Raw genomic sequence first — 12,643 nt, 5'->3', positions numbered from 1 at the left:
AACGTTCTAGCGCCGGACGCCGCCAAGTGCGGGCCGCGAGGTGATGTCGCGTTCCGTCTTGAAAGCGCGCGCTGGGAAAGCCAGTTCTCGCAGTGTCAAGGCCAGGAACGCGGCATTGGTGGAAAAATAGCGCCACCACAGACGGCGCGGTTCCTGCAAAACCCTGTATGCCCATTCCAGACCGGATTGTTGCCAGCCCAGTGGCGCGCGCCTTGTGATGCCGGCCATGATGTCAAAGGAGCCGCCGACCCCGTGCAGGATCGGCACATCGAGCGTGCGCCCGTAAGTGCCGAGGAAAATTTCCTTCTTCGGCGATGTCATGCCCAAGAACAGCATGTCGGCACCGGACTGGCGTATGTCGTCAGCGATCTGGCCGCTTTGTTCTGTGTCGAAATAGCCATGATGGCTTCCGGCGATCCGTAATCCCGGGAAGCGTTGGCAAAGACGCTCTTCCAACTGCCGCAACACGTCCGCGCGCGCGCCTAGCAGATATACCGACCGGCCCTCTCTATGGGCAAGCGTGAGGAGTTGTTCAAACACATCGATCCCCGCGACGCGTTCCGGTAGCGGCCGGCGCAGGATCTTGCTGGCCCAGACGACCGATTGCCCGTCAGCGAGCAGGATATCGCATTCAAGCAGCGAATTGCGCAGCAAGGAATCCTTGCGCAGATTGACCACCTTGGCCGCATTGAGAACGCCGACCAGAACGCGGCTGCGCGTGACAAGCGCCGTGCTGCAGCGCGCCAGAACGTCTTCCATGCGCATTGCGTCAAGATAGACACCGAATAGCAATTGGCGATCTGTGCGCATTCGAGCCTCCTCAGGAGTTCGAGATGACCATTTTCAAATCCCGATTGTTGAGGCGCGCGACGACGCCTCCGGACAACCAGGCGTAAAGGAGCCAGCCCAGTTCGTATGGGCGGCATTCGTAATCGACGAAGGTCGTTGGAAATATTGTGTCGAGCCCCGGCACCCTCAGACCTGGCTTGATTGCTGTTACGGCAGCCGAAATTGCCCTTGCGGCCTTCATCGGTTCGCGCCGTGCTGCCTTGCGCCAGATGACGCCATGTTCTTCGCAAATCAGCGGTGTGGCGATTTCGGGATGCTCGTCGAGCCAGCGAACGCCTTTTATGACGGCGCTGAGATGATCGTTTCCACCGGCTTCGCGCAGGTCAAGCAGCGCCATCGGCGCCATCGCGTGCTGGTGAACGCTATAAACGGGGTATCCCTCGACTACTCCGCCATCTCTGACGTCGTAGTGCCACCACCATTGGCCAGCCGGCCCCTGTAGCGCGCAAATTCTATCGGCACAGGCATTGGCAGCAGCCAACGCCTCACCGTCCTGCTGCGCCACGAAGAGACGCGCCAGCGCCTGGATCGTATAAACCTGATCGGCAAAGCAACCGACATGCGCGCGCAAGCGTCCATTGGAATTGGCCGGAAGCCCATGCGGAAACAGACCGGAATCCGCTTGCTCTCCAATCAATCGCTGACGGGCCATTGCGATAAGGTCGAGCGTGTCGCCAAGGTGACGCGCGGCCAATGCAGCAAGCAATATCCAGGCGCAATCAACCGTTGCAATCGGCGCTCCAGACCTGAGCAAACTGGACAGTTTGGCAAAAAGCGGTGCTGCATAAGTGTCTGTTGCTTCCGCAGCCGTCCATGCGGCAAGCGCGACAGCCCCGGGGTCTTTGGAAAACTCCGCTCTGGTTGCCGTTGTGCGCACCAGATCGGCACTTGTTGCCCCATTCAGTATCTTGCGCTGTTCGTCCTCGCTGGTGAAGGAAAGACCCAATGCAACGTCAATGGCGTAGCGCAGACTGTCGCCTTCCGGCCTGACTGTGAGGCCGTCGTGGGTTTTCACGGCGCGAACGGTATGGGCGAATGAACCCTTGCGGTACATGCGTGGCAGGCCGTTTTTGGCCAGCTCGATCAACTGGTCGACTTTGATGCGTGTTGATGGCGATGCCGCGCCAAGCGCGCGCAACCGGTCAAGCGGAAAAATCTCGCTACGCTCGGCGACAATTGCCTTTGAGTCTGGTCGCTTTGGATCTGGATTGCCAGCCAAGAAACTCTCCTGTTACAAGTACAATCATTGCCCGAATAACTCTGTGGGTGCCCCGATGAGCGTCCCGGCCAACTCCGGCCGCTTTCGCGCAATGAGTTTTTGTAATGCTAGAAATTCTGGCCAAATAAACCATCGCCCTGAAAGGCTTATTCGGGCGTCCGCTGGGTTGCGCGATAAATCTGTGCTTACTCCGATAGGACTACGCGCCCTACGTCGCAGGCACCTTTAGAGACAGAAGAGGCGGGCGGTTCTACGCCAGTGGTGACCATTGCAAGCGACCGTGGGAGTAAGCGATAGTTGCGCATTGGAAAGTCGCAGATTTGCAAAATGGTGGCCGGCAGCGGTGGCAGGGCAGGTAGGGCGTGAAGAAAATCAACGATGACAAGATGGGATCACCCGACCCGGCTTCGCTGGCCGTGGTTATCGTCACCTACAACAGTGCAGATGTTTTGCCAGGTCTGCTGGATTCACTGGCTGCCGGTTGCACGGGAATAGAGCGCGTCGAGGTCATAGTCGTTGATAACGATTCTCACGATGCTTCGGTGGGGATTGCCAGATCCCACCGGGTCAAGCCAAGGGTAATCGAGACGGGCAGGAATGCCGGCTATGCGGCTGGCATCAACGCGGCTGTCGCAACCATCACAAGCAATACGGATGTTTTGGTGCTCAATCCTGATATCAGGCTTCTGCCCGGAACGGCGCGCGTCTTGTATGAATACCTTGCCAATAACTCCGTTGGTGTTGCCGTGCCGCAGATCCTTCACGAGTCCGGTGAGATTGCCCTGTCGTTGCGGCGCGAACCATCTTTGGTAACCGCCTGGGCCGAATCCGTGATTGGAGGAACGCTTGCAGCAAAATTCGGTCTCGGCGAAGCGGTGAATGATCCAGACCTTTATCGTCGGGGCGGATCGGTCGAGTGGGCGACCGGTGCTGCTCTCATGATCTCGGCGCGTGCGCGCCTCGCGGTCGGTGATTGGGATGAAAGCTTCTTCCTGTATAGCGAGGAAGTCGATTACATGCGCAGGATACGCGAATGTGGTCTGTCGGTAAGCTATGTACCGCGCGCGCAAGCGGTCCATATTGGTGGCGACTATCAAAGCAGTCCATTCCTGTCAGCCCTCATGACAGTCAACCGCATTCGCGATTATGACCGCCGCCACGGCATGCTTGCTACCGCAGCCTTCAGGCTGGCGCTTATCGTCGGCGAGGCGATACGTTCAGGGTTCGGCCCGGCGCATCGTGCAGCGTTTCGCGCCGCGCTCCTGTTTCCAGGACATGGCTTGCCACAGCCAATAGCCAAACCCTCCATTCCAGCGACGAGATAGCCGAGCGATAGGCACCACGGCGTGCCACATATGGTCTGGCGTTCGCCTGGCCAAGAGTTCGCTGGCCAGGAGTTTGCACTGGATATTTCTCTCATTCAGACACACGCCAGCAACAACGCGGCTGGATCGAGGAAGTGTCTTGGTTAATATTCAGAGTAAAGAGTAGATCGAAATAGCTATCCCAGAGTGCAAATCCCTCGGTTAAATCTGTGCAAGTCCAATGTATGTTCAAGTGTGAGGTGATTCGGCTTGGACACCGAAATGGAGGATTGGTGAAAATCGAATCCCTTTTTTATTCTTGCAATTTTGAGACACGAGTTTTTGGGCGCGTTGGTGTTTCCGTGATTGCTAATGCACTTCGGGAGCGCGTAAGCCACGACTTCGACACGAATTTTCACAGTAAACTCAAGTCGAGTGTGGGGATCATGCCAGAAATACGGCGCATCTTGGGCGCTTCGTGCATATTCGCGCTTTATATTTAGTGATTTGCGGCCAAGCCGACTGATCGTTTAGTCGGCCCTCATATAGCGTCATCGCTATTTCGTGCGTCTCAGGCGTTTGATCCTTACCGGGCGGGGAGAAAAGGACCACAATCTATGGCTACAACATCCACACTTTCGGGTTTTCCCGATGCCTCGAACACCGGCCTCCCCGACGGCGTGATACTTACACCGTCAGGCGATCTTATCATCAACACTGACGGCGTTGTTATCAGCGGTCTCGATATCAAAGGTGTCGTTACCATCAACGCAGACAATGTGACGCTTGAAAACTGTCGTATAACCGCAGCCAACTATGTCGTGGTTGACGTCAAGGGCAGTGCTTCCGGTACGGTAATTCAGGATTGCGAGATCAACGGCGTCGGTAACGGCAATGAAGGCTCGCACGGAATTCAAGGTGCCGGCACATTCTTGCGCAACGATATCTACAATGTCGAGAATGGCATCAATGTTACCGGTGGCCCGACGCTGATACAGGACAATTACATTCACGACCTGAAGGCGTCCGGCTCTCCGCACTACGACGGCATCCAGATCGACGGTGGCGTCTCCAATGTCGATATCGTCCACAACACGATCATAAACGACCACGGCCAGACAGCCGCCATCATGATCGATAACTATTTCGGACCGATCTCGGACATCAATGTAGACAACAATCACCTCGCCGGTGGTGGCTATACCGTTTACTCCGACGGACAATTCGGCGGAGGAAGTATCAGCGACGTCACCTTCACCAACAATCATATGGAAAAAGGTGAGTGGGGGTACTTCGCAATCAACAACAATGATCCGGTGCAGACCGGAAATGTCGACGCCTCGACGGGGGCTTTGCTAGGCGATCCTGCTCCGGCGGGTGAAACGGCACATGATACATCGACAGACGTTGCTGGCGATCATACGTCTTCAACCGGAACAGGCAATGGCGACGATACCTCCCACGACGCAGCCGGGTCTGGCGGAACGACAGATGACCACAGCTCCAATGGCTCGGGTTCTGGCGAAACACATACCCCTGATACCTCCGGCGACACGCACGAACCTGATACCTCGGGTGGAACGCAAAACGCTGGTGGCACTTCCGGTGGTTCAGGTTCCGGCCAGACGTCCAATCCAGGTAGCTCCAGCGGGTCGCACGCCTCTGGTGGCGTAGCCGATGCTGGGACGGACTCCGGTTCGACGCACGATACAGGTACCTCTGGCGGTACAGGCCATTCCGGCTGGTGGGGTGGTGGCTGGTCAGGTGGTGGCCGCGACTGGCACTTTGGTGGCCGAGGTGATCGCGGTGATCGCGGAGGTGACCGCGGTGACCACGCCACGAATACGGATCATACCAACGCCGCCAGCACGACCGAGGTAGCGGCCGACGCCGGCACGTCCGGTGGTTCGGAATCCGGGGCCAAGGGCGGCCGCGGAGATTCGGGCCATAGCTGGAGTTGGAAGTCGAAGGAGGCCAGCAGCGCTTCGAACGACCATGGTTACCACGACTGGAGTTCCAGTCACGACCACTACGACTGGACGAATGACCACTGGAATGGTGGGCACCACTCCGATTTCTTTGCGTGATCTGAGAGGCTCACGAAAGAACCGTTATCTGAGGCGCCGGCGCAACCCTGACAGATCAGGCGTGTCGGCGCCATTTCAGACCACAGCGGGAAAAGGACTGCATCATCGTGCAATTTCCGGACTATTTCGGCCAGCTTCGATCACGCCTCCAGATGGAGGTGCGGCCAACAGGCAACGCCCTCTATGCGACCATTCGGTCGCGACTTGACGGTTTGAGGAAAGCTTATATTTCGAGAAACGCTGGCATTTCGACAGACGCCGGTGTGGAAATTACGAACCGCAGCGCGGCTTTGTCGAAAAGCCTTGTCGAGATTGGCGTGTTCTCGGCAGTGGTAAATGTTCTGCTGCTGGTGTCGCCGCTATATCTCCTGCAGGTTTATGACAGGATCTTACCTGCCTCGAGCATGAACACGCTGATTTTTCTGACGCTGTTTGCGGTAATCTCTCTGTCAGTCCTTGGCATATTGGAGATTGTCCGCTCGCTCTATGCAAGCCGGTTCGCGGCCCGCTTTGACGTGCGCTTGGGCCCGACAGCGTTCCTCGCGGCCATGAATGGACCACGAGCCAGTCTGGGTGATATTCCTCCACTGCGCGATCTTGCGACCATACGAACATTCATCGGATCGCGTGCGCTGTTTTCTCTTTTCGATCTGCCCTTCGGGCCGTTCTTTATCGTTTTGCTTTATTTTGTTCATCCGTTGCTGTTTGCCATCACGCTTTTTGGCGCACTCATTTTGATTGCGGTGGCGGTGCTCAACCAGGCCGCGACAAGCGTCAGCGGCAGGGAGGCAGGCGAGACGCATGCCGCGACGATGTATTCCGCCCAGACATTTGCACGTAATTTCGAAACCGTTCGCGCAATGGGAATGGTCTCGAACGTGATCGAGACGTGGGGCAATCGCCACTCGGACTCGCTCCAGGCATCCGACAAGGTTGCGCGAACCAACGCATTTTACGGGGGCATGTCGCGGACCATCCGCATGGTGCTGCAACTGGCGGTGATTGGCGCGGGTGCCTATCTCGTCCTGCATGGAGAGATGACCGCAGGCATGATCTTTGCTGCATCCTTGATCTCGGGGCGTGCACTTCAGCCTCTCGACCAGATTATCGGAAGCTGGCGTCAGATCATCGAAGCGAACCGGGCATGGAAACGCATGTCGGCCCTAGAACAACAAGAGACAACCGAGCACCATGATTATGTGGAGTTGCCGACCCCGTCAGGCAAGCTGAACCTTGATCAGGTCGTGTATTATCCGCCCAACGCAGCACCTGGCGCGCCGCCTCTGATCAAACCGATGACACTTGCGGTGAATGCCGGCGAGGTGATCGCAATTACAGGACCAAGCCAGGCAGGCAAGTCGACGCTGGCGCGCCTGCTGGTTGGCGCCACCAAGCCAGATACCGGGATCGTGCGCATAGACGGAGCCGACATTCAAAACTGGCATCCTGACCAAATCGGCAGCCATATCGGCTATCTCTCGCAGGAGGTGGAACTCTTCCCCGGAACGATCAGCCAGAATATTTCGCGTTTCGACACCGAACCGTCGGACGAAAAAATTATCGAGGCGGCCGAGCGCGCATATGTTCATCAATTGGTGCTTGGGTTGCCGAATGGCTATTCCACCCTCATCGGGCCGGGCGGAATACGTCTTTCAGGTGGTGAGAGGCAGCGGATCGGGCTGGCGCGTGCGTTCTATGGCAATCCCAGACTGCTTGTCCTCGACGAGCCGAACGCCAATCTGGATGGCGCAGGCGAGGCGGCGCTGGAGCGGGCGATTACCAATGCCCGGCTGCAAAGAAGAACGGTGTTGATCATAACGCATCGCCGCGCAATCGTTGCAAAATGCGATAAGATTCTGATGCTCCGGGACGGCCAGGTACAGCTGTTTGCGCCGACGCAGGACTTCAAGGAATTTCTGGCGCAGGGACAGAAGAAACCCGCTCCACGACCGACGACACCGCCGGTTCCGGCCAATTCGGAGACCGGCAGCTATAGCACGCGCGATGAACCGATCCGCGCACGGCTCCGCACGTGATGTGGGCCTCTCGCAGCCCACACGATTGAGAGATAGAGATGCGAAAAGATATCCATGCCTATGGCTGGCAGCGTAAGATCAAGACGCGTACGAACAAAATCGCTGCCGTCGGCTATGTAACGATATTCATGTTCATTGGTGTGTTTGGCTTTTGGGCAGTTACCGCTCCTCTGGCTGGCGCGGCGATCGCGCCGGGTGTCGTGGTCGCATCCGGCCAGAATATCATGATCCAGCATCTCGAAGGCGGGATCATGCGCAAGATTTTCGTTAAGGAAGGCGACCGGGTCAAGAAAGGCGATACACTTTTCGTTGTCGACGCGACCGAAGCCACCACGCAGGCCAACCGTCTCGTCAAACAGCAGATCGTGGAACGGGCCAAGGCCGCGCGGCTTGAAGCCGAACGTGACGGGCTGGACGAAATCGACATGCCTCAGGACCTGGAGCGCCCCTCCGGGGGATTGGATGTGGAGGATGTAATCGCGCAGCAGCGCAAGGAGTTCAAAGCCCGGCTGGCACGCTATCGCGCGGAACGCAAAATCCTGCAACAGAGAATCGAGACGTTGAAAGAGTCCGTCACGGGCCTTCGCGCACAGAAGAAGGCTGTCGACGAGCAGGTGAACATTGTGCAGGAAGAAGCGCTACGCAAGAAGAAACTGCTCGACAAGGGACTGACCGGCCGTAGCGAATATACCGAATTGTTGCGCAGCAGCGCTTCGCTGGTTGGTCAGTCCGGGTCGATCGAATCGCAGATCGCAGGTACTGCCACGCAGCTTGCCGAGGCTGGCGTCGAAATCGAACGTCTGGCCACGTCCCGTGTCGAGACGGCCGTCACCGAACTGAACACAACGCGCTCCTCGCTGGCTGACCTTCAAGAGCAGATCAACGCCGCCGAAGCTATCCTTGCGCGGACCCAGGTAAAGGCCCCCACGGACGGGATTATCGTGCGTTCAGTGTACAATTTCGAAGATGCAGTCATCAAGCCGGGTGAAGTTGTCATGGAACTTTTGCCAACGACCAGCGAATTGATCATCGAGGCGCACATTAGCCCGCGCGATGTCGATTCGATCAGTCTTGGACAGGAGGCGCATATGATGTTCAGCGCCCTGAATGCGCGTACCACTCCCCAGGTGCGTGGCGAAGTGATCTACAAATCAGCCGACCGCATCGTCGACCAGAAATCCGGCCAGCCATATTACATGACCAGATTGAAGATCGCCGAAGTGCTTCCGCCGGAAATAAAGAAGGCGCAGATTTACCCTGGAATGCCGGTTGAGACCTTCATTTCGACCGGCGACCGCACCCTTGTCGGCTACCTTGTGCGCCCACTTCTGGATTCCTTTAACAAAGCGTTCCGGGAGCAATAGCCTCGCATCGATCCATTGCCGCTACAGCCTCCAAGCGGGAATCTACGGCCGTGGAGAGGTAGATCGGTTTAGACGATTATGGCTAGGCCCATACGGATGGGGGTTTAGATCGCCGCAAGCAGTTCTACACCCTGCATCGTCGGTATCGCCGGTGTGGCAATACGAAGGGCGCAGATAGATCGAAGGCATCCGATACCCTCCCTATTAGTCATCTTTACATAGTCCCAACCGACAAAGCACACTCTGATACAGTAACATGACCCTTCATATCCAATGCGTTAGTTGGAATGGTCTGATTGTAAAATGAGTTGGTAGGGGGTGCGATAGTATGCGGGCTCGAGCCAGTTTGAACAACGCATCACTCTATGCTCGCCGAAACCTGCGAAAGCGCACCAGTCGCGATTCAAGAAGAGGTGCGACAGCCTGTGAAGGTAGAAAATCCGGCCGCAGCCGCGAGATGACCTCGAAACAGCCTGAGCGGAAAATGCCGGCCTTGCTGGTTTCCATTTTTCTTGTCTCGTTGTTCATACCCTGGATATTTCAGATCGGCGGGATGCGTTTGTCCCTCTACCGTATCGTTTTGATTGTCGTTGTCGTGCCGTGCTTCATCGCATGGTTGAACGGCAAGGCCGGGCGCATCAGGGTCACGGACATTGCCTTGCTCCTGTATTGCAGTTGGGGTGCGCTTAGCCTGACCATGGTTCACGGTGGGGCCTTTGCAATGCAGCCCGGTGGCGTGCTGTTCGTCGAGACGATGGGCGCTTACCTGTTGGCGCGATGCTACATTCGCAATGCCAATGATTTCTACAATGTGGTTCGTTTTCTGTTCTGGATTGTCGCGGCTTTGCTGCCATTCGCTGTTTTCGAGGCTTTCTCTGGCCGCAATATCGCTCTGGAGCTTTTCGCGGCAATCCTGCCCTCGCATCCTCTCGCACTCAAGGAGGCCCGCCTCGATCTTCGGCGTGTTCAGGCGGTTTTCGAACATCCAATTTTGTTTGGGGTGTGTTGTGGCAGCTTGCTCGCACTCACCCATATGGTTTTAGGGTACAAGGTGTCTGCCGCTCGCCGATGGACCAAAACCATGATCGTCGGCATTACAGCCGGTTTGTCGCTGTCGTCCGGTCCGATCAGTGCAATGGCGATGCAGATCGCGCTGATGTTGTGGAACTGGGTGTTGCGCAGCAGCAAGGCTCGATGGAAAATTCTGATCGCGCTGGTGTTTGCTGCGGTGATGGCGGTTCAGATCCTGGCAAATCGATCGCTGGCGGCGATCCTTTTCTGGTACTTCGCACTGGACGTCCAGTCAGCATATTTTCGAATCCTGATCTGGAATTTTGGCTCGCAGTCGGCATTGAACCATCCTCTGTTCGGAGTAGGATTCGGCGAGTGGGATCGTCCTTCCTGGATGCCGCCCAGCATCGATATGTTCTGGCTGTACAATGCCATCGTTTATGGCCTTCCGGCCGGGTTCTTCATGCTTCTGGCATTCTTCTCGGCAATCCTGGCCATAGGCTTCAAGAGTGGTCTTGACGAAAAACTCCAAATCTATCGGATAGCCTACATCACCGCCATGACCGGGCTGTTCCTTGTCGGCTGGATGGTTCACTTCTGGAACGCGACATATGTGCTGTTTGTCTTTTTGATGGGCAGCGGGCTTTGGTTTCTGGACAGTGATGTCAAACAAGGAGTCCGTTCACGGCGCGATAGGCCAGTTCGCCGACCTCATGCGGGCGACAAGGAATTTTCTTCCAAGCTGGGGGAACCTGCTAATGTCGTATGATCGATTGGGATTTAGGGCACAGCCAATGCCCGTATGGCATAAGCTCAACGCTATAGTTGCCCGGATAGGATCGATAGCGAACAAGTTTCGGTGGGGTGTGCAGGTGGTTGGCCTGAGGGCCACGCTTCTAGGTTCCAGCCGCCTTGTTCGACTGCGTCTGACGCGACCAAAACGAAGCCACATTCAATTGCGGTCGGGGGCTACCCTTGAGTTCGCCTATCCAAGTCAATCCCCGACGACACTTGTCATGTTCGGCGACTTGATCGACCCGGAGTTCGCCTTTTTGCGAAGCATAGCCCGACCCGACTGGATCGTCGCCGATGTCGGGGCTGCCATTGGTCAGTTCACGCTGTTTGCCACGGGCCTGCAATGCGCCGCAGTCCACGCGTTTGAACCCAGTGGGGCCAATGTTGCAACGTTGAAACGGAACATTGCGCGCAATGGTGCAACTGGTCGTGTGACAGTCCATCAACTGGCATTTTCCAATGTTGATGGCGAGTCCACATTCGAGACAACCGAACTCACCTGGATGAGCCGTTTGAGCAGTGTGAATGTACCCGGCGCGGAAGTCGTTGCCGTCCGCACCTTGTCAGGTGAATTGCGCCGGCAAGGCATAAACCACCTTTCAGTGCTGAAGATAAACGTCGCGGGCTTTGAGCCAAACGTAATAGATGGTGCGATGCCGTTCCTGGCGGCGGGCAAGGCCGATATCCTGATCCTGCTGCTCGGTCTGCCCTCGCTGACCTGGTACGAAAAGATCGCCCAACATGGCTATCGGTTTTTCTATTATCACCCCCGGGAGCGCAAGCTCTATGAGGTGACGGCGTTTGACGCATCCTCGGTGCTTGATCATCGGCCATGGCCGGCACGCCATATCATTGCCATTCATGATGACGCCATCGAAAACGGCATTATCTCCTCGTTTCCGCTCAGCAAGCTCGGACGCGAGTCGGGCCGGCGAGACAATGTCCGTCTCGACAATCTCGAACTTTTTAGAGTTGCTTGCCGGTCAAGGCATTGTAATTTTCAGTCGGGATGATGCCGGAATCATAGAGCGCGAACGGGCCGTATGTGCCTTGGGCAATATAGTTATTTCTGATGCGAATGGTGTTTCCTTTGACAATATTGCTGTTTCGCGAACTGTCGCAATAAATCGTATAGCCGCCGCCGCTGACGAAATTGTCGTCGATGATTATATTTTCCATTCCCGAGAATTCATTATTCATCATTATCGCGGCCGTTTGGCCTTCCGTATTCTCGATGGTGTTGTGAACTATGACGTGGTTACCACCGCCATTGATCTCGATTCCATCATAATGCGGGGCCTCCATCATCGTTGAGCCGATATGGATGTAGTTATCCCTGACTGTAGACGGTCCGGTAAGGTTCAGGCCGTTTTCAACGCCGTGAATGTAATTGCCGAGAAAAGTTCCTTCTCCAAGCACTCCATTGGATGAACTTCCGTTTCCATCGATCTCGCAATGATCGAGCGTGAAACCGACGGCGGCGTCTGCAGAAATGACATGGTAGGGCGTGTCAGAAACGATCTTGCAGTTTCTGAGCGTGACATTCTCCGCTTCGATCATCACATTGCCGGTGATCAGGACATCTTCCAGAACCTGGCCGTCTTCGGACATGACCACCGTTCCATTGATCGGACGCAAAATTGTGCCAAACTCAGGGCCGGTATTTGCTGCGCTGGGCCATCGTGATTTCAGATCGCTCAGCCTGTCACCCAATGGGCTGGCTGAAAGCGCGAAAGAAACCAGCACTGCAAAAAGCAGTGTCGCCATCCTCGCGATTTTCCTATGATCCAAGATAAGCACCTCATACCCAAATGGTGGCGAACAGGTATCGGTTGGTCGGCTTGGTCGCGCCTTTGTGACGTTCTGGTTGCTGCCCGTTAGATGGCCCAGTCCGCCAAACATGACAGTACCTTAAAATCGTGCCTTCCGGGTACGCAATATACCCGAAATTTCGGGTAGAGGTCTCGTCCCTTTGAAG

At 56.2% G+C, this 12,643-nt stretch carries 9 protein-coding genes; 6 read left to right on the top strand and 3 right to left on the bottom strand.

Features of this window, described 5'->3' with window-relative positions; all coding sequences use genetic code 11:
* Positions 1-6: 6 nt before the first annotated feature.
* Both AC0L7S_RS04380 and AC0L7S_RS04375 read right to left on the bottom strand, forming a co-directional pair.
* Positions 7-810, bottom strand: a complete 804-nt coding sequence (locus AC0L7S_RS04380) for a WecB/TagA/CpsF family glycosyltransferase (protein WP_473473242.1) — start codon at positions 808-810, stop codon at positions 7-9.
* A 10-nt stretch (positions 811-820) separates the two neighbouring features.
* Positions 821-2,068 carry a hypothetical protein gene (locus AC0L7S_RS04375; protein ID WP_473473241.1) on the bottom strand — a complete coding sequence of 416 codons (1,248 nt, stop codon included), beginning with the start codon at positions 2,066-2,068 and terminating at the stop codon, positions 821-823.
* Between the two features lie 386 nt (positions 2,069-2,454).
* On the opposite strand from AC0L7S_RS04375, the gene AC0L7S_RS04370 reads away from it, so the two are divergent.
* From AC0L7S_RS04370 to AC0L7S_RS04345, 6 genes are all read left to right on the top strand, one after another.
* Entirely contained in the window at positions 2,455-3,393 is a 939-nt protein-coding gene (locus AC0L7S_RS04370; RefSeq protein ID WP_473474177.1) for a glycosyltransferase, read from the top strand.
* A 596-nt stretch (positions 3,394-3,989) separates the two neighbouring features.
* Positions 3,990-5,459 carry a right-handed parallel beta-helix repeat-containing protein gene (locus AC0L7S_RS04365; RefSeq protein WP_473473240.1) on the top strand — a complete coding sequence of 490 codons (1,470 nt, stop codon included), beginning with the start codon at positions 3,990-3,992 and terminating at the stop codon, positions 5,457-5,459.
* Between the two features lie 107 nt (positions 5,460-5,566).
* Positions 5,567-7,495, top strand: a complete 1,929-nt coding sequence (locus AC0L7S_RS04360; RefSeq protein ID WP_473473239.1) for a type I secretion system permease/ATPase — start codon at positions 5,567-5,569, stop codon at positions 7,493-7,495.
* Positions 7,496-7,533: 38 nt separating this feature from the next.
* Positions 7,534-8,859, top strand: coding sequence for an HlyD family type I secretion periplasmic adaptor subunit (locus tag AC0L7S_RS04355; RefSeq protein WP_473473238.1), 1,326 nt, complete (start codon positions 7,534-7,536; stop codon positions 8,857-8,859).
* Positions 8,860-9,316: 457 nt separating this feature from the next.
* Positions 9,317-10,639, top strand: coding sequence for an O-antigen ligase family protein (locus AC0L7S_RS04350; RefSeq protein WP_473473237.1), 1,323 nt, complete (start codon positions 9,317-9,319; stop codon positions 10,637-10,639).
* Positions 10,640-10,886: 247 nt separating this feature from the next.
* Positions 10,887-11,678 carry an FkbM family methyltransferase gene (locus AC0L7S_RS04345; RefSeq protein WP_473473236.1) on the top strand — a complete coding sequence of 264 codons (792 nt, stop codon included), beginning with the start codon at positions 10,887-10,889 and terminating at the stop codon, positions 11,676-11,678.
* Here the strand turns inward: AC0L7S_RS04345 and AC0L7S_RS04340 are convergent.
* The gene (locus tag AC0L7S_RS04340) at positions 11,632-12,432 is read right to left on the bottom strand and encodes a right-handed parallel beta-helix repeat-containing protein (RefSeq protein ID WP_473473235.1); all 801 of its coding nucleotides are present in this window, start codon (positions 12,430-12,432) and stop codon (positions 11,632-11,634) included. The genes AC0L7S_RS04345 and AC0L7S_RS04340 overlap by 47 nt on opposite strands.
* Positions 12,433-12,643 lie beyond the last annotated feature (211 nt).

This window comes from Mesorhizobium sp. G2-6-1, from assembly GCF_055809095.1.
This window is presented reverse-complemented; position numbering and strand designations above follow the sequence as displayed.